The sequence below is a fragment of the Flagellimonas sp. L-11 genome (assembly GCF_056857735.1).
Genome location: NZ_JBSXNR010000080.1, coordinates 131,773 through 154,354 on the forward strand (window position 1 = coordinate 131,773; position 22,582 = coordinate 154,354).

The 22,582-nt window shown below is 41.8% G+C and carries 25 protein-coding genes, 1 other RNA gene and 1 pseudogene; 13 read left to right on the forward strand and 14 right to left on the reverse strand.

Going from position 1 to position 22,582, the window contains the following annotated elements:
* The first annotated feature begins 106 nt into the window (after positions 1-106).
* The 4 genes and pseudogenes from AC13CC_RS16790 (at position 107) to ppgK (ending at position 2,723) form a co-directional block, all read left to right on the forward strand.
* Positions 107-556, forward strand: a pseudogene (locus AC13CC_RS16790) (LemA family protein).
* A 97-nt stretch (positions 557-653) separates the two neighbouring features.
* A complete protein-coding gene (locus AC13CC_RS16795; RefSeq protein WP_482877103.1) occupies positions 654-1,088 on the forward strand; it encodes a hypothetical protein in 435 nt (144 codons plus the stop codon).
* Between the two features lie 95 nt (positions 1,089-1,183).
* Complete coding sequence (locus AC13CC_RS16800) at positions 1,184-1,867, forward strand: cell division ATP-binding protein FtsE (RefSeq protein ID WP_326278075.1); 684 nt, start codon at positions 1,184-1,186, stop codon at positions 1,865-1,867.
* Positions 1,868-1,964: 97 nt separating this feature from the next.
* Positions 1,965-2,723, forward strand: a complete 759-nt coding sequence (ppgK, locus tag AC13CC_RS16805) for a polyphosphate--glucose phosphotransferase (RefSeq protein WP_482877105.1) — start codon at positions 1,965-1,967, stop codon at positions 2,721-2,723.
* A gap of 376 nt (positions 2,724-3,099) precedes the next feature.
* Here ppgK and typA read toward each other — a convergent pair whose 3' ends face one another.
* The 4 genes from typA to AC13CC_RS16825 form a co-directional block, all read right to left on the reverse strand.
* On the reverse strand, positions 3,100-4,899 hold the full coding sequence (gene typA / locus AC13CC_RS16810) for a translational GTPase TypA (protein ID WP_482877107.1): 1,800 nt from the start codon (positions 4,897-4,899) through the stop codon (positions 3,100-3,102).
* A 97-nt stretch (positions 4,900-4,996) separates the two neighbouring features.
* The gene (locus AC13CC_RS16815; protein WP_482877108.1) at positions 4,997-5,554 is read right to left on the reverse strand and encodes a hypothetical protein; all 558 of its coding nucleotides are present in this window, start codon (positions 5,552-5,554) and stop codon (positions 4,997-4,999) included.
* 65 nt (positions 5,555-5,619) lie between these two features.
* Complete coding sequence (locus tag AC13CC_RS16820; protein WP_482878291.1) at positions 5,620-5,979, reverse strand: hypothetical protein; 360 nt, start codon at positions 5,977-5,979, stop codon at positions 5,620-5,622.
* Positions 5,949-6,206: a hypothetical protein gene (locus tag AC13CC_RS16825; RefSeq protein ID WP_482877111.1), complete on the reverse strand. Its 258-nt coding sequence runs from the start codon at positions 6,204-6,206 to the stop codon at positions 5,949-5,951. Before AC13CC_RS16825 ends, AC13CC_RS16820 begins: the two co-directional genes overlap by 31 nt.
* 73 nt (positions 6,207-6,279) lie before the next feature.
* On the opposite strand from AC13CC_RS16825, the gene kdsA reads away from it, so the two are divergent.
* From kdsA to AC13CC_RS16855, 6 genes are all read left to right on the forward strand, one after another.
* A complete protein-coding gene (gene kdsA, locus AC13CC_RS16830; RefSeq protein ID WP_482877113.1) occupies positions 6,280-7,098 on the forward strand; it encodes a 3-deoxy-8-phosphooctulonate synthase in 819 nt (272 codons plus the stop codon).
* Between the two features lie 163 nt (positions 7,099-7,261).
* Entirely contained in the window at positions 7,262-9,724 is a 2,463-nt protein-coding gene (locus AC13CC_RS16835) for a TonB-dependent receptor domain-containing protein (protein ID WP_482877114.1), read from the forward strand.
* Between the two features lie 9 nt (positions 9,725-9,733).
* On the forward strand, positions 9,734-10,450 hold the full coding sequence (locus AC13CC_RS16840; protein WP_482877115.1) for a DUF4198 domain-containing protein: 717 nt from the start codon (positions 9,734-9,736) through the stop codon (positions 10,448-10,450).
* Positions 10,451-10,453: 3 nt separating this feature from the next.
* The gene (locus tag AC13CC_RS16845) at positions 10,454-10,786 is read left to right on the forward strand and encodes a hypothetical protein (RefSeq protein WP_482877117.1); all 333 of its coding nucleotides are present in this window, start codon (positions 10,454-10,456) and stop codon (positions 10,784-10,786) included.
* Positions 10,787-10,789: 3 nt separating this feature from the next.
* Entirely contained in the window at positions 10,790-11,089 is a 300-nt protein-coding gene (locus AC13CC_RS16850) for a hypothetical protein (protein WP_326278085.1), read from the forward strand.
* A 4-nt stretch (positions 11,090-11,093) separates the two neighbouring features.
* Positions 11,094-12,665 carry a PepSY-associated TM helix domain-containing protein gene (locus tag AC13CC_RS16855; protein WP_482877118.1) on the forward strand — a complete coding sequence of 524 codons (1,572 nt, stop codon included), beginning with the start codon at positions 11,094-11,096 and terminating at the stop codon, positions 12,663-12,665.
* Here the strand turns inward: AC13CC_RS16855 and AC13CC_RS16860 are convergent.
* From AC13CC_RS16860 to AC13CC_RS16870, 3 genes are all read right to left on the reverse strand, one after another.
* A complete protein-coding gene (locus AC13CC_RS16860; RefSeq protein WP_326278087.1) occupies positions 12,662-13,030 on the reverse strand; it encodes a DUF1801 domain-containing protein in 369 nt (122 codons plus the stop codon). The two genes, AC13CC_RS16855 and AC13CC_RS16860, sit on opposite strands and share 4 nt — an antisense overlap.
* Positions 13,031-13,052: 22 nt before the next feature.
* Positions 13,053-13,922, reverse strand: a complete 870-nt coding sequence (locus AC13CC_RS16865) for a DUF808 domain-containing protein (RefSeq protein ID WP_326278088.1) — start codon at positions 13,920-13,922, stop codon at positions 13,053-13,055.
* Between the two features lie 103 nt (positions 13,923-14,025).
* Positions 14,026-14,484: a COG2426 family protein gene (locus tag AC13CC_RS16870; RefSeq protein ID WP_163626030.1), complete on the reverse strand. Its 459-nt coding sequence runs from the start codon at positions 14,482-14,484 to the stop codon at positions 14,026-14,028.
* A 214-nt stretch (positions 14,485-14,698) separates the two neighbouring features.
* Between AC13CC_RS16870 and AC13CC_RS16875 the strand changes: the two genes are divergently transcribed.
* Positions 14,699-15,814, forward strand: coding sequence for an Sb-PDE family phosphodiesterase (locus AC13CC_RS16875; protein ID WP_326278089.1), 1,116 nt, complete (start codon positions 14,699-14,701; stop codon positions 15,812-15,814).
* Position 15,815: 1 nt separating this feature from the next.
* Here AC13CC_RS16875 and AC13CC_RS16880 read toward each other — a convergent pair whose 3' ends face one another.
* Positions 15,816-16,085 carry a hypothetical protein gene (locus AC13CC_RS16880; RefSeq protein ID WP_482877120.1) on the reverse strand — a complete coding sequence of 90 codons (270 nt, stop codon included), beginning with the start codon at positions 16,083-16,085 and terminating at the stop codon, positions 15,816-15,818.
* 80 nt (positions 16,086-16,165) lie between these two features.
* Positions 16,166-17,371 carry an NAD(P)-dependent oxidoreductase gene (locus tag AC13CC_RS16885; protein ID WP_482877122.1) on the reverse strand — a complete coding sequence of 402 codons (1,206 nt, stop codon included), beginning with the start codon at positions 17,369-17,371 and terminating at the stop codon, positions 16,166-16,168.
* Between the two features lie 223 nt (positions 17,372-17,594).
* Here AC13CC_RS16885 and ssrA point away from each other — a divergent pair.
* Positions 17,595-17,994, forward strand: a transfer-messenger RNA (tmRNA) gene (gene ssrA, locus AC13CC_RS16890).
* A gap of 72 nt (positions 17,995-18,066) precedes the next feature.
* Here ssrA and AC13CC_RS16895 read toward each other — a convergent pair.
* The 5 genes from AC13CC_RS16895 to AC13CC_RS16915 all read right to left on the reverse strand — a co-directional run bounded on the left by AC13CC_RS16895 (position 18,067) and on the right by AC13CC_RS16915 (position 21,470).
* Positions 18,067-18,573, reverse strand: a complete 507-nt coding sequence (locus AC13CC_RS16895) for a hypothetical protein (RefSeq protein WP_482877124.1) — start codon at positions 18,571-18,573, stop codon at positions 18,067-18,069.
* Between the two features lie 30 nt (positions 18,574-18,603).
* The gene (locus AC13CC_RS16900) at positions 18,604-19,167 is read right to left on the reverse strand and encodes a hypothetical protein (RefSeq protein ID WP_482877126.1); all 564 of its coding nucleotides are present in this window, start codon (positions 19,165-19,167) and stop codon (positions 18,604-18,606) included.
* Positions 19,167-19,340, reverse strand: a complete 174-nt coding sequence (locus tag AC13CC_RS16905) for a hypothetical protein (protein ID WP_482877128.1) — start codon at positions 19,338-19,340, stop codon at positions 19,167-19,169. The genes AC13CC_RS16900 and AC13CC_RS16905 overlap by 1 nt, the downstream gene beginning before the upstream one ends.
* A 640-nt stretch (positions 19,341-19,980) precedes the next feature.
* Positions 19,981-21,219, reverse strand: a complete 1,239-nt coding sequence (locus AC13CC_RS16910; protein ID WP_482877130.1) for a type II toxin-antitoxin system HipA family toxin — start codon at positions 21,217-21,219, stop codon at positions 19,981-19,983.
* Positions 21,216-21,470, reverse strand: coding sequence for a helix-turn-helix domain-containing protein (locus AC13CC_RS16915; RefSeq protein WP_326278095.1), 255 nt, complete (start codon positions 21,468-21,470; stop codon positions 21,216-21,218). The genes AC13CC_RS16910 and AC13CC_RS16915 overlap by 4 nt, the downstream gene beginning before the upstream one ends.
* A 388-nt stretch (positions 21,471-21,858) precedes the next feature.
* On the opposite strand from AC13CC_RS16915, the gene AC13CC_RS16920 reads away from it, so the two are divergent.
* Positions 21,859-22,191: a DNA-processing protein DprA gene (locus AC13CC_RS16920; protein WP_482877132.1), complete on the forward strand. Its 333-nt coding sequence runs from the start codon at positions 21,859-21,861 to the stop codon at positions 22,189-22,191.
* Positions 22,192-22,582: the final 391 nt, after the last annotated feature.

Genomic DNA, 22,582 nt, shown 5'->3' on the forward strand with positions numbered 1-22,582 from the left:
TAATTATTATTGTGCCGGTCTTTTCGTTGCTCTTTATATTTATATACAACAATCTGGTCAGCAAAAAGAACAAGACCGAAGAGGCCCCTACAGTAGCATTGATGTAATGCTCAAGAAAAGAACGGACCTGATTCCGCAGCTCGTGAATACCGTAAAAGGCTACATGAAACACGAAAAGCAACTCCTGACGGACATTACGAAGTTAAGGCAGCAAATAGTCGATCAAAAGGTATAGGATCGCGAGAGAATACAACTCGAAGACCGGTTGGGCGGTAAATTGGGAAAACTCCAAGTATCCGTTGAGGCTTACCCAGATCTTAAGGCCGGTGAAAATTTTCTTTTGTTACAGAGCGGTTTAAATGAAGTGGAGGAACAACTTTACGCTGCAAGACGGTCTTACAATACAGCGATATATGCTTCCAACACCGCTTTGGAGATGTTTCCACCCAACATTGTTGCCAAATTTACCGGATACATCCAAAAAACCATGTTTACCATAGAGCCTTCGGATGCCGAAGTTACCAAGGTACCATCTAAAGCTCGCGTTTTATGGTAGCCTTTGGTAGCATCAAAAAACAATTGCTCCCCTTACTGGAAAAAGCTGAACCGCCCACAAAAAATATCGCAGATACAAGACGGTAAGTTCCCTATTTATGCTTTTATTTTTAAGTAGCATCATAGTCCTTCCGCTTTTATCGTACTTGTTCAGTTACAATTTTATCGAATGGTTCGGGGGTATGCACCAAAATGAAATATGGCTCACATCCCTGCAAACGCCGATGCTTTTGTTCATTGGTGCGTTCCATGCCGTATATGCGATGGCCAGCTCCCAAAAAAGAAAGTACCTGGCTGTTGAGAAAGAAATTCCGGAGGCTCTTTTGGAAAAAATTGTTCCCACATTCCATTTTGATGCAAACAAACAGATTGATGCCCGGAATATCGCAAACAGCGAATTGCCGGCAAGGCACAACCCTTTTGTTAAGGACAAGTCAAGGAAACAGTTCTATAACATGAACCAAGGAGTGCTTTTCCGGAAAATAGACATTATGGAAGACCTCAACCTGAACACTAAGATTTGGACGAAGTGATGCCTTTTATTTTTACAAAAAATAAGCTTTAACCATAAATTTTGATGTTGATCGCTTAATTTCAAATACTTTTGTGTAGCTTTTGAATTGAAATTATGCCCGAGACCATTGTTAAATTAAAGGACGTAGCCGTATTCCAAAACGAGAACTTGGTTCTCAACAATATTGACCTTGAGGTTAAAAAAGGGGAATTTGTTTATGTGATAGGAAAAACCGGTAGCGGGAAAAGTAGTTTTATGAAAACGCTTTATGCGGATCTCCCGTTGAAACAAGGTTCAGGGGAAGTTGTGGATTTTGACCTAAAAACACTCAAAGAAAAAGACATTCCCTTTTTACGTAGAAAACTGGGTATTGTTTTTCAGGATTTCAAGTTACTGCCAGACCGAAACGTGAACAACAATCTCCGCTTTGTACTGAAGGCGACCGGATGGACGGATGCTTCCAAAATGGACGAAAAAATAGAGGAGGTGCTGAACAAAGTAGGCATGAAAACCAAAGGTTTTAAGTTTCCGCACGAACTTTCCGGTGGGGAGCAACAACGTATTGCCATTGCCCGTGCCCTTTTGAACGACCCAGAACTTATTTTGGCCGATGAGCCCACCGGGAATTTAGACCCACAGACCAGTGTAGAGGTAATGAAAGTATTACAGGGTATCAACCAAAACGGGCGCACCATCATCATGGCCACGCACGATTATGCCCTTATCCTAAAATATCCGCACAAAACCCTGAAATGTGATGGCAGTAAAGTTTTTGAAGTCATCCAAAAAGCGATATGATCATCAAAATATACATGTAGCTCATTGATTTTCAATGCAATTACCTGATCACCAAAAGTTTTTGTTACTTTGTTCAAACTAATATTGCTTCCTATATATGGAAATTCTTGGTATAGATATAGGCGGATCGGGCATAAAAGGTGCCTTGGTAAACGCCGAAACCGGTGAAATGTTGACCGAACGTTTTCGAATTCCGACCCCAAAATCAAAAAAACCAAAAGACATGGCCAAAGTGGTGGCCGAAATTGTGGACCACTTTAATTATAAAGGCCCTGTGGGCTGTGGTTTTCCATCCATCGTCAAAAACGGGATATGCAAATCTCCGGGAAACTTGGACCCAAGTTGGGTCGGCGTGAATATTGACGAACTTTTTACCGAATACACCGGTAATGAATTTACTGTTTTGAATGATGCCGATGCTGCCGGATATGCCTCTATGAACTATGGGGTAGGCAAAGGAAAAGATGGATTGGTGGTTATGATCACCATTGGGACCGGACTGGGCAGCGGCGCTTTTTACAACGGCATACTTATCCCCAATTTTGAATTGGGCCAGATTCCTTACAAGAAATTTAAGAAGATTGAAAAATGGGCGGCTGCGTCTGCCAAAGAAAAAGAAGATCTCAGTTTTAAAAAATGGGGCAAACGCTTCAATAAGTTTTTAAAATTGGTGGAACTCATTGTTTGTCCAGATCTTATAATCGTTGGGGGCGGGACCTCCAAAAAATGGGAGGAATTCAGTCATCACATCAAAATTGAGACCAATGTGGTAAAGGCCGAACTTATGAACCACGCCGGAATTATTGGAGCTGCCGTATCTTGTTTACGTGAGCAGCACCATGGACACTTGCATTAATTTTTTAGGATTCAGGATTTTAGGGGTCAAGGTTTCCACTGTTTTTCGGTGCAGAACCAATGTTTTGCACGAGTTTCACCAATAATCTATTTGGTCAAGGAATTTTAATCCATATTATTACATTCCTCGCTCCTGACAATGAACTCATTTAAACTCTTTTCAACCTGCCCGTCCGGAACGCGGGTTGGCTAAAAATCACTTAGCCTTTTGTTATTCCGGACCTAGTGAATAATCTCAAGAATCTGATTTCTATGTTCAACAAAAACGGATTCCGTGTCGAAGCACGGAATGACAGAGACCTCATCTTTAAATAAAAAAAAGCGAATGAAGAACTGGTTTCCTCACCCGCTTTCCTAAATTTTAAAGTTGTTCTTGATTACACTACTTTGTTTCTTTTTCTGTCCACCTCTTTTAGGTATATTTTTCTAATCCTCAAGTGGTTTGGCGTTACCTCAACGTATTCATCCTTTTGGATGTATTCCAAAGCTTCTTCCAAGGAAAATTTGATGGCTGGCACAATCTTGGCCTTATCATCGGCCCCGGAAGAACGGACATTGGATAGTTTTTTGGTCTTTGTAACGTTCACTGTCATATCATCTTGACGAGAGTTCTCACCGATTACCTGACCTTCATAAATATCTTCTCCTGGATCTACAAAGAATTTACCTCTATCCTGAAGTTTGTCAATGGAATAAGGAATGGCCGTTCCGTTTTCCATAGACACCAAAGAACCATTCAATCGTTGTGGAATATCACCTTTTAAGGGTTGATACTCCAAAAATCGGTGCGCCATAATGGCCTCACCTGCTGTAGCTGTCAACAATTGGTTTCTAAGACCGATGATTCCTCTGGAAGGTATGATAAATTCACAAACCATTCGGGAACCTCTGGCTTCCATACTGGTCATTTCTCCTTTACGGATAGACACCATTTCCACAGCTTTACCAGATACTTCTTCCGGTAAATCGATGGTCAAGTTTTCCACTGGCTCACATTTTACGCCATCAATCTCCTTGATGATTACCTGTGGCTGACCAATTTGCAGTTCGTAGCCTTCGCGACGCATAGTCTCTATCAAAACGGAAAGGTGCAATACACCACGTCCGTACACCAAAAACTTGTCGGCACTGTCAGTTTCCTGAACGCGAAGCGCCAAGTTTTTCTCCAATTCCTTTTCCAGACGTTCTTTAATGTGCCTGGAAGTAACAAACTTTCCATCCTTACCAAAAAACGGACTATCGTTGATCGTGAAAAGCATACTCATGGTAGGCTCATCAATAGCGATTGTCTTTAGTTTTTCAGGATTCTCAAGATCCGCAACGGTATCACCGATCTCAAATCCCTCCATTCCCACAATGGCACAAATATCCCCTGCAGCTACTTCCTCTACTTTTAAGCGACCAAGACCTTCGAACGTAAAAAGTTCTTTGATTCTGGTTTTCACAATCGAACCATCTCTTTTTACCAAAGAAACCTGTTGTCCCTCACGAAGTTTACCTCTTTGCAATCTACCAATGGCAATTCTTCCGGTAAATGAAGAAAAGTCCAACGAAGTGATCAACATTTGGGTTGTACCTTCTTGTGGCTTAAATTCCGGAACATGTTCAATGACCATATCCAGTAACGGCTCAATGTTTTCGGTGGGCTCTTTCCAATCCTCGCCCATCCAGTTGTTCTTTGCGGAACCATAAACGGTAGGGAAGTCCAATTGCCATTCTTCCGCACCCAATTCAAACATAAGGTCGAACACTTTTTCGTGCACTTCCTCTGGGGTACAGTTTTCCTTATCAACTTTGTTGATTACCACGCAAGGCTTCAGACCAAGGTCAATCGCTTTTTGAAGCACAAAACGGGTCTGTGGCATTGGGCCTTCGAAGGCATCCACCAGCAACAATACCCCATCGGCCATGTTCAAAACACGCTCCACCTCACCACCGAAATCGGCGTGACCAGGGGTATCTATAATATTGATCTTAGTGTCTTTGTAAACAACGGAAACGTTCTTGGAAACGATGGTAATGCCGCGTTCCCGTTCCAGGTCGTTGTTGTCCAATATCAGGTCGCCTTTGTTCTCGTTATCTCGGAACAACTGGCAATGGTACATAATTTTATCGACCAAGGTAGTCTTACCGTGGTCTACGTGCGCAATGATAGCAATGTTTTTGATTTTGGACATAACCTAAATTTTAAGCCTGCAAAGATACTGCTATTTTTTGTTGTGCAACACACCTAAATGTTATTTTTATCTTATTGATTTAGTGGGAGTTCCGAATCTACAGACCCACACACCAGCGTTTTTCGCTTATAATCCAACCAATACTCAGGTTCACCACGGGTTGAACGGTTCCTTTGAACGGCCCCATATAATAGCCCGCACCCGCATCTATAGAGAAACTAAAACCCGAATCATAACTACGCTGAACCCCGTAAACCAATCCGCCGTAGCCGTGAATACCATCCACTATTTGCCCCTCCACCAAACGGTCTCCTGGAGAAAAGATGGCCGCAGTGGGTGCTATGTAATTTCCCGAATTTCCATAAATGGATCTTCTGCGCCTTTCTCTACTATTTAGGTTGTGATAATATCTGTTCTGAACGGTCATGGCGGGGAAAAAATCGAAATCTTCCAACGGTTGTGAGCTGGCAGGCTCCAATGCCGCTTGGTAGGCCACTCGAATATCCAAGGTGCTGTTTACGCCCAAAGCCATTTCGTACTCGATACCCGGATTAATGGCATTGAGCTTAAACTGACGGATTTCGCAGTTTGTACCGTATTGGGCACGTACAAAACATCCTGCGGACAGAAATGCCAAAAGTAGTAAGCGACGCATTGTAGGTTAATTAGGTAATAGTATAACCCCAACTTTGTCAAAATAGTATGTTTACATGGCTTAATTTAATCAAAGTATGGATCTTTTTTCTTTCTTTTGGTAGCTACCCACCCAAAAGTAAAGTTGATTAGGGGTCCATAGCCATCGGGCACACCATCTCCTTTGTAATATCCTGCGCCAAGTTCCAGATTAAAATTAAAGCCTTTTGGGCAGGTACGCTGAACACCGTAGGCCATTCCGTAAAAACCGAGATTAAAATCGTCCGGGCCTTCTACATCCTTGGAAATTCGTAGTTGCGAAAAGAAAATGGCCTGAGCCGCGGCGATATAGTTTCCCGAATTGCCAGTGGTGTTTTTGTTGAGCCGCTCCCTCCTATTAAAAATTATGGTAATACCTATAGGAGCGGTTGTTGGATGCCAGCCCAAAAACATAACCCTCTTCGTACGTGGGCGGTGGCCAAACCCAAGTTGGTGGAAATACCCTGGTCTTTAAAAAGACCCAATTCATAGGTAAATCCCGGGCTCAGCAAATCGACCTTAAATTGATGGCGCTCCAGATGTGCTAAATCAAAAGTACTGCCCCTTTCCTGCCATTGGGCATGGGAAAAAGAAGAAATAAAACACAGGGCAATAAAAACGAATTTAAACTTCATGGTTGATGGTTTATGTGGATAAATCTAAAAAGGATACCATCGTTTAATAGTATATTTGTTCAAACTTTAAGAAATGGACATCACCAAAATTCCACAGATAAAACACACGGACAGCGATAATTTTTTCTTGCTGGCAGGCCCCTGCGCCATTGAGGGAGAAGATATGGCCATGCAAATTGCCGAAAAAGTGGTCGGTATTACGGACAAACTGAACATTCCGTATGTTTTTAAAGGGAGTTTTAAAAAGGCGAACCGAAGCCGGATTGATTCTTTTACTGGAATTGGCGATGAAAAGGCACTTAAGATCTTGAGAAAGGTTTCCGAAACGTTCAAAGTTCCTACGATCACAGACATCCATGAAATTTCCGATGCCACAATGGCCGCAGAATATGTGGATGTACTCCAAATCCCTGCCTTTTTGGTGAGACAAACGGATTTAGTGGTAGCTGCTTCCGAAACAGGCAAAGTGGTCAACTTGAAAAAGGGTCAGTTTATGAGCCCTGAAAGCATGCAACACGCCGTAAAAAAAGTAACCGATTCCGGCAATGAACAGGTTTGGATCACCGATCGCGGAACCATGTTCGGATATCAAGACATGATCGTGGATTTTCGTGGTGTGCCCACCATGAAACAATACGCCCCGGTGGTACTGGACGTTACACATTCCTTACAACAACCCAACCAATCTTCGGGAGTTACAGGCGGTAGACCTGCGTTGATCGGAACTATGGCACGAGCAGGAATTGCCGCTGGTGTTGACGGTATTTTTATGGAGACGCATTTTGACCCCTCAAACGCCAAAAGTGATGGCGCCAATATGCTGGATTTAAGTTTATTGGAAAAATTATTGACGGACTTAACAGCCATCCGAAAGACCATCAATTCACTATAACTACGCTTTAAATTGTTAAAATTTTGATTTCACAACTCTGTAAATCAACAATTTAAATCACTTACAAAAACTTTATTTATAATTAGTCTAAATATTTTTTGCTTGATTTAGCAGTGGAACATACATTTGCAGCTCAAACTTATTTAGACCAATTACAAATAAAATGAAACATATATTACTCATTCTTAGTTTCGCTGCTTTTTTCACTTCTCAGGCACAAACTGGAAATTTAAAAGGAAAGGTAACCGATCAAAGAAACAACCCACTTGGCAATGTCAATATTGCGGTGTCCAACACCAGTTTAGGTACAAATACGGACTATTCCGGGGAATACGAAATTTCAAACCTTGCCCCTGGCTCCTACACCTTAACGTTTTCGATGGTAGGTTTTGGCACACAGAACAAAACCGTAACCGTTTACGCTAACCAAACCACCAACATACAGACCATCAATTTGGTGGAAAGGCAAGAACAGCTCAATGAGGTTGTAGTCGAGGGGAATCAAACCAACAAATTCTCGCGCAAAGGAAGTGTCTATGTGTCAAAAATGCCCCTCAAGGACATCGAAAACCCTCAGGTTTACAATTCCATCTCAACTGAATTATTGCAAGATCAGGTCGTTACCAATTTTGATGACGCCCTTAAAAATGCACCTGGGATCGATAAGCTTTGGGAATCTACGGGAAGAGGAAGCGACGGCGCTGGTTATTTTTCATTGCGTGGTTTTGCGGTGCAGCCCACAATGATCAACGGCTTGCCCGGTTTGACCAACGGCAGCCCAGATCCAGCAAATATTGAATCCATCGAGGTAATCAAAGGTCCTTCCGGAACTTTGTACGGTAGCAGCCTTATTTCTTACGGAGGTTTGATCAACATCAACACCAAAAAACCATTCTACGGTTTTGGAGGAAATATCTCATACACTTCAGGCAGCTACGGATTGAACCGAGTGAGTGCAGATGTAAACACCACTTTGGGCGACCAAAACAATATTGCACTTCGCGTTAATACTGCTTACCATACCCAAAACAGCTACCAGGATGCCGGATTTAGAAAGTCCTTCTTTTTTGCACCATCATTGGCATTTCAGGCAAGTGACAGACTTTCGTTCAACATAAACACTGAATTTTACAATGGTAGGAGCACCAATCAAACCATGTTGTTCCTAGATCGTGGTTCGCCACTACGTGTGACCAACTTGGATGAATTGGGTTATGATTTTAAACGTTCCTACACCAGCAACGACTTGTATATCGATACACCAACGTATAGTCTGCAAGGCCAGATGAACTATATTTTGAGTGATTCCTGGACCTCCCAGACGGTAATCTCAAGATCCAATGCAAAGTCAGACGGATATTACTCTTACTTGTACGAAGTAACCACAACGGCAGAAGGTCTTTCAGAAAACCCTATTTCCGATGGTATTATTTTGGCACGCTACACAAGCAACCAAAATTCCGAGACGTTGGGAACCGACATCCAACAAAACTTTATCGGAGATTTTACTATCGGAACCATGCGCAACCGTTTGGTCGTAGGATTGGATTACCTTAAAACCAGAACCATCAACAACAGTACGGGCTATGGGAACCAAGGTTTTGTCTACGTAGGAAGAAATGTAGATGAATTCCAAGCGGTGGTTCCAGCTCTTCACAATGCTTTTGGCACTCCCATGGGAACAGGTTTGTACGATTCCGGTGTGTTGACACAGGCAGGTGCCGACGCAGGGATAGCAACTTTGGCCAATCCGGGAGCACAATTTAGCGAGGCTGAACAGGAAATTTTCAGTGCCTATGCCTCCAACGTGATCAATCTATTGCCAGAATTGTCCGCAATGGCCAGTTTGCGTGTGGACCGTTTTTCCAATGACGGGTACAATCAGACCGCCTTTTCACCAAAGTTCGGATTGGTTTATCAGCCTATTTTAAACAAAGTATCCCTTTTTGCGAATTATATGAACGGGTTCAGCAACGTGGCCCCTGTTACTGAATTATCAAATGGAAATACATCCGTGAGAGCTTTGAACCCAGAGCACGCCAACCAGTTTGAGATGGGTACCAAGTTGAACTTGTTCAACGATAGGCTTTCCGCAACTTTCAGCTACTACGATATTAGCGTGAGTGATATGGCACAACGAATCGATACCGATGCCGACAACTATTTCTATACTCAAGATGGAGAACAGACCAGTAAAGGTTTTGAGGCCAGCATAACTGCCTCTCCCATTGATGGATTGAACATTGTGGCGGGATACAGCTACAACGACAGCAAATTGGTGGAAGGAAATGCCAGTTTTACAGGTTTTAGACCAGAAAGCGCAGGCCCCATGAACTTGGCCAATGTTTGGGCCAGCTACCGATTTACACAAGGCACATTGGAAAACTTTGGCCTTGGATTTGGAGGTAACTACGCCAGTGAGAACAAAATCTTCAATAGAACCAATGGTACGTTCGCCATTGATGGGTACACCATTCTAAATGCATCAACCTTTTACGATGCAAGGGATTTCAGAATCACTTTGAAGTTGGACAACATAGCCAACAAGGACTATTACAAAGGTTGGTCCACCATCAGTCCGCAAAACTTGAGAAGTGTTTCTGCCAACTTCACTTATAAATTTTAATAAAACAAGATGAAAAAACTAATCGTAACCCTATTACTCATCACTTTGCCCGTATTGTCTGCCTCCGCACATTACCTGTGGATTGAGACCAACGGCAACGGAAAACTTGGTCAAAAACAAGAAATCCGCGTCCATTATGGCGAATACACCTATGGTGTTATTGAAAAAGTGAAGGGAGAAGCTTTTCCCTTGGTTTCAAAATTCACATTATGGGTCATTGCTCCGGATGGCACAAAAACTGAATTGAGTACGGAAGCCAAGGAAGACCATTACCTTGCCAGCTTTACACCATCAAAAAACGGCGTGTACACCATCGCCTTGAACAACAATGAGATTGATGTGATTGATTATACCGAATACGACTTCGGCATTTTCAAGACACACTATCATTCAACGGCCAAGGTTCTAGTAGGAACAGATGGTGACACAAAAACCGCAAATCCTGAAGGAATTGTAGTGAAGCAATTGGAAAATGATGGGGAGGAAATCAAGCTTCAAGTAGTGTACAAAGGAAAGCCATTGGCCAAAAACGAACTTAAGGTCTATGTTTCCGACCTTTGGTCCAAAACATTGTACACCGACGACAATGGAGAGGTTTCCTTTGCCCTGCCATGGAACACCAAATACATTGTGGAGACCACGACCAAGGAAGAAATTCCAGGCACTTATAATGGTGATGACTACGAATTTATTTGGCACTGCGCCACCTATTGTATAAAACGATAACCTATGGCCACCGGGATTACCTTTCTCACTTTTCTAGCTTTTTATCTGCTGTACCGTACATCCCAAAAAATGGCTGCCGTAGATACACTAGGCTTGGAGAAATGGACTGGTACGCATAAAAGAGCATCTCAATATGCCAGTTTGGCCCTAATGATCTTATCATTGGGGCTTAGCTGTTTTTATTGGGGCTTTGGCTCTGGAACATTTACCTTTTTTATTGTTTTGATGACGGTTGCCAGTTTGGTGATACTGCTAGCGCCATTGCGATTGTTGAACTACACCTTTTTAACCTTGATATTTGCTTGCTCCCTTATTTTCGAAACGCTATTGTTTTAAACTATGCCCGCCAATAAAAAATACCTGACCCCATCACCATGGCAACGATTTGCCAAAATATCCGCCGCCATATTCGGTGGATTTATTGTTGCGATTATGTTTCACATGGCCTTGGCCAGTTGGTTCGACCATGTAGCCGTGATCATTACCAGTACATTTTCGGCCTTTGTTTTATGGGCGGTTTTAATGGTAGTTGCCTTTATGGGCAAAAATGGCTGGAAAGTTTGGGGCATTTATCTTTTGGCCAGTATAGTGCTCGGCGTCGCATGCTATTTCGGAAACCAAACCAACCCGATCATATAAAACTATGGGAAACCGTATCTACAACATTCTGTTCCATACCCATACTGTAAGCGGTATTGTAATCAGCGTTGCTCTTTATGTAATTTTCTTTACAGGTTCTTTTTCCTTTTTTAGGGACGAGATCGCCAATTGGCAACGTGGGCACACCGTTAGCCAAGAAGATGCCCTGCCCAGTGACATCGACGGTCACCTTAACGATCTTTCCGAAGCATATAACCTGTATGGTCGTGATGTGGAACTGCGGCATTATTACAACGATAGAAGTATTTCAGTTAATCTAGGTGCATCCAAAGATTCGCTGGCTTCGGAAGATGATCGGGCTCCTGTATTCTTTTATTTGGATCCCGTTGCCAAAACCAAAACGGAAACCTATGCAGACAACTATCATTTGGGGGAGTTCCTTTACCGACTGCACTTTTTAGACCAAATTCCCTACCCCTACGGGAGATATTTGGCGGGATTGGTGGCATTCTTCTTTCTATTTGCCATTATAACAGGAATCTTGGTGCATTGGAACAAGATCGTTTCCAACTTTTACACCTTCCGGCCTTGGGCCAAGCTCAAAACCATGTGGACCGATGCCCATACGGCCTTGGGAGTGATAGGGTTCCCGTTCCAGTTCGTATATGCGGTTACCGGAGCTTTCTTTTTGCTCAAAGGTATTTTGATTCTTCCGGTTGTGATGGGACTATATGATGGAGACCAGAACAAATTGTACGAAGACCTGGAATACAACCATCCAGTTTACGAATTTCAGAACGAAAAATTGGCCAACACCATCAATTTAGACCAATATGTGGATGAAATGAAGGCAGATTGGGGCGATTTTAGAGTGACGGAAACCCACATTTTTAACTACGGAGACAAAAATATGCATGCCGCCATCAGCGGATATCTTGGTTACAAAACCAAACTGAATGGTTTGGGATATCGTATTTATAAAGTAGCAGATGGCTCTATTGCCCAAGAAAAGGTACCCACCACCAACAATTCGTACTTGGATGGGGTAAAAAACATGATGTTCCGCCTACATTTTGGCGATTACGCCGGTTATGGGTTACGTGTAATTTCTTTTATCCTTGGGTTGGTCTCGTGCTTTGTTATACTCTCAGGAATTATGATATGGTTAGTGGCACGGGACAAAAAGAACATCCCGGAAAAGCGTCGTAAGTTCAATAGGCAAGTTGCCAATTGGTATATGGCGATATGCCTTAGCTTGCTTCCCGTTACCGCTTTGGAATTCATTATTGTAAAGTTTGCCCCAGAAGTGAACATGGGCTTCCTCTACCAAACGTATTTCCCCATCTGGTTGGTGGCCACGGTGTTCTTTATCCTTAAAAAGGATATCGCCTTCACCAACAAATGGACATTGATTTCAGGAGGAATTTTGGGTTTATTGGTTCCGATCGCTAACGGAATTGCCACGGGAAATTGGTTATGGACAGCCTATCAAAATGGACATCAGCAAATTCTTTTGGTGGATCTGCTATGGTTGCTTTTAGCTATTGTTTCCCTTTGGATTGCCTTCTTTAAACTGACAACCAAAAGGTCCGGACTGGTTCCGAGCAAAAGCTAGCTCTTGTAAAATCCTTTGTGGTTAACGGATTTGGCTTCCCGTAATAGTTCAACAACAATCTTGCCGTCAATTTCGTCCATATTAAAATACCGTAGGGACTTCATTACTTTTCTGCCATCGGTCACCAATTTATCCAAATGGACGGTAAGGTGTGCCGAATTCCAAAGGCACATATCCACATGGCCTTTTTTGCGGGAGGCATTGAAGTAACAGAAGGGTCTATCGTTCAAGTAATAGAATGGCAACCTATATTTGAAGTCCAGCCTTAGCTCGGGCACTGTGGTTTCCACCAACACTTGTAATTGGATCAAAATGCTTTTGAACGGTTCGGGTTGATTAAGAATGTAATCTTCTGCTGGGTTCATATACAATTTCCGTAGCGGTATCCTATTTGCTTTTGAATAGTTTTTTTAACAATTTCATTAAAAAAACAGCTACAAAACCTATGACCAGCCCGACCAGAAAATCTTTCAATAAGCTTGGAAGACCAGGTAACAGATGATGAAGATAATCTATGTTGTGATTGAATATCCCCCCGGACACCAATAGCAATGCCAGGGTACCTACAATTGAAAGGCCCTTTATGATATGGGGCAGTGCATTCACCAACACCCCGCCCACTTTGTCAGAAAAACTATCGTCACGATCGTTGAGACGAATAAGTCTGTACCCATAATCGTCCATCCGAACGATCAATGCCACCACGCCATACACACCAACGGTGGCCAGCAGTGCCACCACGGAAACGGTTGCAATTCGAATGGTCAGCGTTTCGTTGACCACGGTGCTCAATGCAATGATGACAATTTCAATGGAAAGTATAAAATCGGTAACAATGGCCTGCTTTATTTTTTTTTGCTCCAGTTCGGGCAGTTCTTCTTCGGGAATATCAATGGGGTCTTCCGCATGTCCTTCCTCCTTACGATGAAAAAGGTACTCATATACTTTCTCCGCTCCTTCATACGCAAGGTACACCCCTCCTAAAATAAGTATGATTGTAATTGCGGTCGGAAGATAGGCACTCAATAAAAATGCGATGGGGAGAATGATCAGTTTATTTAAAAAGGAACCTTTGGTTATGGCCCAAAGCACAGGAATTTCCCTGTTGGACAAAAAACCGGTCGCTTTTTCGGCGTTTACCGCCAAATCATCACCCAAAATGCCTGCTGTTTTCTTGGTCGCAATCTTGCTCATGGAAGCCACATCGTCCATAAGTGCAGAAATATCATCCAAAACAGCAAAAAAACCTGAAGCCATATATGTGTTTTATGGTTAAAGAAACGTCATTGATCACAAGCAAAATAAACAAATCCAAGCATAATGGAGTATTAAAAAATCCAAAAATGCCTCGTTTGCAATGTTATTTAACGCCTTCCAAGGACAATAAAGTGGTAACCCAAACAATTACAGAGGAAAAGAAGATTCCGATGGTATTGGCTGCAAAGGCCTCCCGTTTTTTCATTTTGAAAAGGTACGCCGCTATACTGCCCGCATATACACCTGTACCTGGCAAAGGAATCATTACGAACAGGACAATGCCCAAAAAACCAAACCGCTGTACCTTTTTCCCAGACCCTTTCTTGGCCCTTTGGCCCACATAAACAGCAGACTTTTTATAGAATCGCCATCTGATCAAATACCGATTGATGTGCTCCAAAAAAAACATCATAATGGGGAACACCAATACATTGGCCAAAAAACAGGCTATAAAAACCATATACTCGTTCACCCCTTGGTACATGCCATAGGGTATGCCAACTTTGGCCTCCCCAAAAGGAGATAGGCTCCACAGTATTGCTATGATCAAATCTTTATGCAAGGAATACCATTTTTTACAACCGACAAACCTAGTGAGGATTTTGCTTATTTCCACTTTTGGAAACCTTAAATATTTATTAATTGTGATTTCCGAACAATACCACCAATACCAAAAAAAATGTAACTACTTTACCCTCAGGTTAACAGTATGTAAAATATACTTCTTGCGATTGAAGCATATCATATAGTTTTATAGATTTGACAAAACCATCAACATGAAACTCCAACCTTTTCTAACCTTATTTCTCGCAACCTCCGCTCTATTTGCACAAGAGCATTCGCACCAAAGTTCCAGAACCCTTGTTTTTCCTGATGTACCTGGATACAAAACCTTGAAAACAGACTTGCACCAGCACACTGTTTTTTCAGATGGCAATGTTTGGCCCAATATTAGGGTCATGGAAGCCCTTCGGGATAATTTGGATGTGATTTCGCTTACCGAACACCTTGAATACCAGCCCCACGCAGCAGATATTCCCCACCCCAATAGGAACAGATCGTACGAAATTGCACTTAATGAGGCCAAAGACCATGATCTGCTAATTGTTCATGGGTCCGAAATTACCCGCCAGGCACCCATGGGGCATAGCAATGCCATTTTTATAGCAGATGCCAACAAACTTTTGAAAGACGAGGCCGAAGAATCGTTTGCAGAGGCCAAAAAGCAAGATGCCTTTGTATTTTGGAACCATCCCGCATGGTATGCCCAATCGCCAAGCGGAAACCCTGTTTTGGACGATTTTCAAAAAGAGCGGATCAAAAAGGGAGAGTTGCACGGAATAGAGGTCATAAATACGGTTGATTATTCTGAAGAGTCATTGGCCCTAGCCCTTGAAAATAATTTGACCATTATGGGCACCAGCGATATACATGGCCTTATTGATTGGGATTATGTGGAAAAGGGGCACGACCGCCCCATAACCTTGGTTTTTGCCAAAGAAAGGTCTATTGAATCCTTAAAAGAAGCCTTATTTGCAGGAAGAACGGTCGCTGTTTTTAATTCGCTTTTGGTTGGAAAAGAAGAAAATCTGGTTCCTTTACTCAATGCTTCATTACAATTTGAGGAAGCCAAATACATTAACAACACTTCCATTTTAGGGATTACCTTAAAAAATGTGACCAGCAGCGATTTGATATTCGAAAACCAAATGCCTTACACCTTCTATTCCAGTTCGCCGGTTTTTACAGTACCGGCCGGAGGCACCAAAACCCTACAGATCAAAACGCTGGAAAAAAAGGCCGACCTAAAAATAAAGCTCAAAGCATTAGGGGCTTATACTGCTCCCAAAGAGCATCCGATCGTTACTTGGGATATTAGATTGGAGGAATAGTTTAAGCTACAGAGGAAAAAGAGGACCCGTTGATTACCTGGTCAAAGCCTGTCAATATTTTGCTGACGTACTCTTTTGGGGTTTTATCTGAGATAGACACCCATTTTTTGTCCACATCAACATTAAAGTGAAAACAGGAAAAGTCTGTATCAACATCCAATCGGGACAACAGGAATCGCATGATTCTAGGTCTGAGGCTGTATTCCAAATCGATACAGGTTCTTTGCATTGCTGGATTGTCATCTCCAGAAAACACCCAATTAAATGTCACAGGCTTTTAAGGATTAGGACATACAATATACTAAAAAGCAATGCATTACCAACCTCTGGAAGGCATTTTTGGCTAAAAAGCTATTCTTTTCCGTCAACATAATCTTGAAGATAGGCATACCGAGGGGTGAGCTTTCCATTTTGGGTCATGCGGGCCCGATCGAGAATCCCATCCTTATCGTTGTTAAAGAAGGACGGAATTACATGCTTGGAAAATGCTTCTCCAAAACCTACGCTTGCATCTCGGGGCAATTCACAAGGCAAGTTGTCCACGGCCATTACGGCAATGGCACTTTCATTCTTAAAGTCGGTTTCCGTTTCGGATACGGGGTCGTACCCATAAATGGGTTCTGCTATGGTAGACGGGCGAATGGTTGAAGCCACTGGACCATCGATATCGCAACTGATATCAGCAACTACTTTTATGTTGAAATCGGGCTGTTTGGCATCTTCTCGGGTATACAGATACGGGGCTCCATCCCCATAAAAATGACCTGCTATATATAAATCGGTTACCTTGGCAAAGCGGAAAAAGTCGGATTCATACAATTTTGGGTTTTGGAAAAAATCGGCTTTACTGCCTTTGGTTCCATCTTTACGTTTGGTGTAATGGGACACATCTATTTGGCAATAGACAGGTTCGTTGAATGTGTCGGATAAGTATTCGCCAGGAGACACTTGCTTTACCCCCATGGCATCGAGCATTTCCTTCGCGCCATTGCCCACTCTCCCTTTACCTGTCAGCAATATTTTGATGCTGGGAAGTTCTATCTTTTTCAATTCGACGATAAGTGCCTGTTGATCCAGTAGACTTTCCGCCTTGGGTAATTGGAACAGATCATATTTGAGTCCGTGGGCCCTGAATCCATTGTAGGCACCTACGATGCCAGCATATCTGCCAAAGGCCACAAGTCTACTCCCTTTTTGGTTCGTTATCACTTCGTGATCGTACAATTCGATGTTCTTCTCCAAAATAGCTTGAAGGAGTTCGCGGTTATAGGGTTGTTTTTTAATGGTATGGGAAAAGAAGAAATACTTTTTGTTGGGAATCAATGCCTCTACAGGTACTTCCTTGACACCGAAGAGTACTTCACATGTGCCCATATCCTTGACAACGTTTAGACCTTTATCGGTATATTCTTGGTCCGAAAACACCCGAATTGGGGACGATTCGACCAAAATTTGGGCTTTTGGATATGTGGAAAGGACATTTTGGCATGCTTCTGGGGATAGCACCACCCTGCGATCGGGCGGATTTTTTCGTTCCCTAATGATTCCGAACTTCATATAGTATTTTGGTATAATTGTTGACCAAAATAAGAGTAATAGGCAGGGTAAGCAAACTTTTTATTGTTTGATGGATATAAGTTACCTTTGCCGACCGCTTTAGGGATAGAGGCGATAGCCCGACCGAAATGTTGCGAAGCCAAGCTTTGGTAACGCCCGTATTGCGAAAAGCGTTCTTTGATAAAAAAGTGGGAGATTCCTGCCTTTGCGGGAATGACATTACGGGGCCGACCGGTTTTGACAGCAAGACCAATGGCGATGTAAGCATGTCGAGCGCTGGGATATAGCTCGTAAATCTCATGTTTCACACTTTTAATTGGCGAAAATAATTACGCTCTTGCCGCATAATCTGAATTATAGTAGGATGTGCCTCGTCCCTACAAGGTAGGGAAGCGAGATGTTCCTGAATAGCCCTTGTTGACGGCGATTCGTTTAGGAGCACCAAAAAAGTCAACACAAGGGTGTCCGCTCGCTTTGGCGACACCTCTAAAACCTAAAGAAGCTAAGTGTATGTTAGGCCGTATCTGGTCAGGTATACATCGAAAATTAAGCAGATACTAAGCATGTAGAAAGCATGGTTATTGCTTGTTTGGACGAGGGTTCGAATCCCTCCGGCTCCACTAGATACCCTCGAAACGCTAATGTTTACGGGGGTTTTTTTATTATGGTTGTCAATTTAGTTTGTAGTTTTAAGATTAGGCCACCTCTAAGGCCGCCCTACCTTTTCTCATCATTTCAATCCAGTCATTTAAAGATGCGATAAACTTATCATAAGGCATAATGCCCATATTAAAATACGCCTGATGATGGACAAAAATATCCCTAAAATCCTCATATGCTAAGTTATGGGTAAATGTAATTACCTCCTCCTTGCTTGTTCCCAATACTAAAAACTCAACTTCTCCCGGGAAATAAAAATCAAAGTGTGATAAAGATGAGATGGCTCTTCTAAGTTCTTCCAGTTTTTTGGTTTCCAAGAAGTACCGTTTGCTCTCTTCGTCGTTAAACTTGGTTTTTGGGTTCAATACCTTATCCAATACAATATAGAATATTTCAATATCGATTCTCAAAGGGCTTTCTGTTTCCTCCAACAGTATTGCCTTATACCTTGGCAAGTTCAATGAAAAAGAGGAACAACAAAGAGTTTTTCCTGTTTTTAAATTTTTACCGGACAACAATGATTCATAATGTAATTTTTTCAATCGGCACTCTGTGGATTGATAAAATAACTTCTATCCATTTATTTGATGAAGGTCTGGGTAGTCATGTGTGAGCTTTTTTCTTATTTCCCTCTCGTGTGCATCAACGTTTTTAAATGACTTGTTTATTAAACTGTATGCGCTTCCCGATTCATATTTGTAATGTTCAAATGTTTTACCCCCTATAAGTTGTGGAATATGCTCACTATACAACTTAAACCTTTGGTTATTTTGTAACGGCTCAAGTCTATTGCTTCTGGTGTCGAACGTTCTTGAACCAAAAAAACCAAAAGATGCTTTCGGGAACAATCTCAGAAGGTAGGGAATAACTTTAGCGGCAGTTACAACTACACCGGCCACATCTCCCTTATTCACCACTATTTGATATTTCCTGTCACTTTTCCGGTGTCGCTTTGCGTAAAACTTGATTGCAAAAAAATCAAGTTCATGTAGCTCAGCCCTTACTATATAATGAAATTTTGTTTTTTTAGACCGAAACTTAAAAACATAGGTTTTTATATGACACGTTGTGTCATAACTTGGAACAGGATGAGTTTGAATAAATTTTAAGGGATAACCTTTATGAGTGATTTTCATTAAGGCACAAGAAGTGGCTCTGAATCAGAATTTAAAGTAACATTCTTCCTTCTTGATAATACTTTTTTGAGAGACTTATTCTTTACATCACTAACCAAAGACCAACCCAATCTCTCTCCTTTAGAGTTAGAAGAAGACGCAACAGATTTTTTGTGTTTAAGACCTTTTTTCATGTCAGTCAAATGTTTAGTTTAAATAAAGCTTTATGATACAAAAGTATTACAATAATAATAATATACAACATATTTAACAACACAAAGTATCACGTTCACAACATATTATAACGAAAAGCGTGTCAAAATCCAACATTTTTAACACTTACCTTTAGGTACATCAACAACTTAATGCTTAACTATATATAGGACGCTGAAAACCAGTAAATATTACATTGAATAGTTGATTTTTCGATATGTTGCACATATGTTACATTAAAATCTAAAAAACAGCCACCCCCCAACCTTGAAACAGCCCTTCAACATCCTCTTTCCTAAATAAAGGATTCTTAGCTTCTTTTGGAGCAGTAAGGTATTGAACACTAATTAAAACACCTCCAAATCAACAAAGGAATGAGGGTGTTCGCATTGAAGAAAGCAATTAAAACAAAAGAATGAAATGGATTGAAAATTACATTTTAAAAAGCCAGTACCGGGCTCTAATGTTAAATCCTTATGTCAAAAAGAAACTATGCCCGGTATACTAGCCTACATTTGAGTAAAAACAGTCAAAGAATGCAACCATAACTCCGCTTTGAAATAAAGGAAGAATCAATCATCACCTACTTATCAGTATATTACAATGCCACGTTTGTTTCTATTAAACAGTTACAATTCTGGATCTAATAAACTTGATATTCGTTTTTGTCACACCGTATTCCTGTGCCAAAACCTCCCAATGACTTAGGGCGTACTTGGTTTGATCTATGATTTCATTGACCTTGGATTCTTTTAGATTGGCTTCCTCCCCTAATTTCAATAAATGTCCAATTGATGGCGATTGTCCTTCTCCCATGACCATGGTACTCTGTTGTCCCCTTGGACCTGATGAAAAGGTCAGATCATAGGCGGGGGATAATTTCCACTCCCCTTTTTCTCCCATAAGAAAGGAAAAGTTTTTACCATGGTCATCCCGGTTATGGGAGAGCACATTGAATACTGCGAGACGGAACATTTTCTCTACTTCTCGCACATCCTTGGTAAGTACCCCGGTAAGGGCGATCAAATCCTCATAGTCCAAGGACGGTATTCTAAAGTTCGAATGCAGTAGACCACTGGCAGTATGCATATGAAGTCTTTTGTCTCCTTTCCTGTCGAAGCGTTGGGTAGCAAAATAACCGGAACCCTTTGCCGCTTCAAATAGATGTACGGGCATCATCTCCACACCAGCATCCTTGGCCATAAGGGCATATACATACTCGATTGCACCGGCATCGATACCATCGCTACCATTGGCAAATTTGACCAGCCAATACTCATGGTTAGGACCAAGGTCATGTTTTCCCGAGATAATATGGGTTTTCGTCCTATCCAAACCAATAAGGGCTTTTGGACGTGCTCCCGCGGATGAACCATTCAGATCGATCAGCTCCTTCAGCACCTCATCGGCCGTTCCATCCAAAATCTCCTGTGTGTACCGGGAAAGTATATCCAGATTTATCTCATCCTTTTCAACGTCTATCTCACTATAATCAGGTTCATACACCAAAGCCCCGAGTCCTGTTTTACCAACATGGGCCAACCGGTCCAGAGAGGAAAAATCATCTGGCAACAAATTTTGACTTCTAATATACCGATCAAACAGCAGCCGCCCCCATCCATCCGGCAGGCTGTCATTAAAGACACCGGGCAACCCCTCGAAGGATTGATAATCGAACACCTGAAGTCCCGGACCAAGAGGAAGTTTGATCGGGGATATCTCCAAGCCCTTTTTTATGAAATCCGTGTCGTATTCAAAATATGTTTTATAATCACGAATGGCCAAACGGCCCACTGGGATAATCTTTTTTCCAAAATCTATCCCGACCTTTAATTCATTTACAGAAATATAAGTGCTCATCCGTGTTTACCCCTTTTAGGCTTTTTGTCATCTTTGGCCAATACATCATCGATGGATGAGAAATTGCTTTCCATGGGTTCAGTAGCCTTTATAAGCTTATCCATGCATCCAAGCGTCAGGGCCAACTTCAAAAAAGATTCCAGGGAAATGCTTCCCTTTTGTTCGAACTTGCGCAAGGAGGATAGGCTTACCCCTGAGCGCTCTGACAACCCCTTTTGGGTCAGCCCCCTTCCAAGACGCAGATCCCTCATGTTCCGAGTGATTATTTTTTGGGCTTTATTTTGCGTTATAAGTGACATTATAGTATTAGTTATGTGTAAATATATGAAATAATTACTATTATAATAGTAGTTATATTGGAATTTACTTACTTTTAAAATGAAACGTATTTTAAGAAATTCAACCTCAACTCCTACGTAGAATGTCATCTGTGTCCGAATCTTTCAAAAAATGACCATAGTATACCTTTTTGTCGGATAAAATGAGTACCGTTCCAGATATTACAAAAATCTGATTTTCAACTCAATTTAGTCAAATATTGAATGGCTAAAATTTTCCGTTCTTGTGGTCTCAACCATCCAGCACATCCACATAGCCAATACCCCTTAGAAATAAGCCAATAATATTTTCTTTTATTTTGTGTCTAGTCGTATCTACCACTATAACTACCTAGGCATTGAAACCTATTTTCAACTATTGGCAGATGCCGAAAAGAAGCATTTCCCTGAAAAGTTGGTTTTTGGTGGAGAAGAAGACTTGCTCTATGAGAAAAGAAGAGTTTCCGTTGTAGGTTCAAGAGCCGCTTCAAAGGAAGGTTTACAACGGACAAAGATCATATCAAAAACTTTGGTCAAGCACGACATTATAGTAGTAAGTGGATTGGCAAAAAGAATAGATACAATAGCCCACCAGACAGCAATTGATTCAGGAGGTAAGACCATTGCAATTTTGGGGATGTATTTAAACATTTGATATTCAATATTTTACAACTAAATTCCTAATACATAGATTTCCCCAAATATGAAGAAGAACCATTTTCACCGGATTGTGCAGCCAGGGGGGCAACATGCTCCAGAATAATCTAAAACTTTAGATATCTTATTTTTGTAAGGGGGGGCAGCATCCGCCAGAACGGCAGTCGCCTATAAGCCGGGCTGTAGAGGGGTCAGCATGCTCCAGCGTATCCACCTGGGCCGCTTTGCGGCCACTGAGCCCTTGTTTAAAATATAATCGTAATAGTTCGCGTACTTCTCTCATACCTATCGGATTGTTGGCCATTATCCCTTCCTTTAAAAGTTAATGGCTCTAAGATGGGAAAAGTGTCCGTTTTGCCCCGGAACAGCTGTCCGCTTTGAAACGGAAT

What these genes read in the sequence shown, in the direction of transcription:
- AC13CC_RS16795 (WP_482877103.1), top strand. Translation starts at nt 654, where the DNA reads ATGCTTTTATTTTTAAGTAGCATCATAGTCCTTCCGCTTTTATCGTAC.
- AC13CC_RS16800 (WP_326278075.1), top strand. Translation starts at nt 1,184, where the DNA reads ATGCCCGAGACCATTGTTAAATTAAAGGACGTAGCCGTATTCCAAAAC.
- ppgK (WP_482877105.1), top strand. Translation starts at nt 1,965, where the DNA reads ATGGAAATTCTTGGTATAGATATAGGCGGATCGGGCATAAAAGGTGCC.
- typA (WP_482877107.1), bottom strand. Translation starts at nt 4,899, where the DNA reads ATGTCCAAAATCAAAAACATTGCTATCATTGCGCACGTAGACCACGGT.
- AC13CC_RS16815 (WP_482877108.1), bottom strand. Translation starts at nt 5,554, where the DNA reads ATGCGTCGCTTACTACTTTTGGCATTTCTGTCCGCAGGATGTTTTGTA.
- AC13CC_RS16825 (WP_482877111.1), bottom strand. Translation starts at nt 6,206, where the DNA reads ATGAAGTTTAAATTCGTTTTTATTGCCCTGTGTTTTATTTCTTCTTTT.
- kdsA (WP_482877113.1), top strand. Translation starts at nt 6,280, where the DNA reads ATGGACATCACCAAAATTCCACAGATAAAACACACGGACAGCGATAAT.
- AC13CC_RS16835 (WP_482877114.1), top strand. Translation starts at nt 7,262, where the DNA reads ATGAAACATATATTACTCATTCTTAGTTTCGCTGCTTTTTTCACTTCT.
- AC13CC_RS16840 (WP_482877115.1), top strand. Translation starts at nt 9,734, where the DNA reads ATGAAAAAACTAATCGTAACCCTATTACTCATCACTTTGCCCGTATTG.
- AC13CC_RS16845 (WP_482877117.1), top strand. Translation starts at nt 10,454, where the DNA reads ATGGCCACCGGGATTACCTTTCTCACTTTTCTAGCTTTTTATCTGCTG.
- AC13CC_RS16850 (WP_326278085.1), top strand. Translation starts at nt 10,790, where the DNA reads ATGCCCGCCAATAAAAAATACCTGACCCCATCACCATGGCAACGATTT.
- AC13CC_RS16855 (WP_482877118.1), top strand. Translation starts at nt 11,094, where the DNA reads ATGGGAAACCGTATCTACAACATTCTGTTCCATACCCATACTGTAAGC.
- AC13CC_RS16860 (WP_326278087.1), bottom strand. Translation starts at nt 13,030, where the DNA reads ATGAACCCAGCAGAAGATTACATTCTTAATCAACCCGAACCGTTCAAA.
- AC13CC_RS16865 (WP_326278088.1), bottom strand. Translation starts at nt 13,922, where the DNA reads ATGGCTTCAGGTTTTTTTGCTGTTTTGGATGATATTTCTGCACTTATG.
- AC13CC_RS16875 (WP_326278089.1), top strand. Translation starts at nt 14,699, where the DNA reads ATGAAACTCCAACCTTTTCTAACCTTATTTCTCGCAACCTCCGCTCTA.
- AC13CC_RS16885 (WP_482877122.1), bottom strand. Translation starts at nt 17,371, where the DNA reads ATGAAGTTCGGAATCATTAGGGAACGAAAAAATCCGCCCGATCGCAGG.
- AC13CC_RS16900 (WP_482877126.1), bottom strand. Translation starts at nt 19,167, where the DNA reads ATGAAAATCACTCATAAAGGTTATCCCTTAAAATTTATTCAAACTCAT.
- AC13CC_RS16905 (WP_482877128.1), bottom strand. Translation starts at nt 19,340, where the DNA reads ATGAAAAAAGGTCTTAAACACAAAAAATCTGTTGCGTCTTCTTCTAAC.
- AC13CC_RS16910 (WP_482877130.1), bottom strand. Translation starts at nt 21,219, where the DNA reads ATGAGCACTTATATTTCTGTAAATGAATTAAAGGTCGGGATAGATTTT.
- AC13CC_RS16915 (WP_326278095.1), bottom strand. Translation starts at nt 21,470, where the DNA reads ATGAGGGATCTGCGTCTTGGAAGGGGGCTGACCCAAAAGGGGTTGTCA.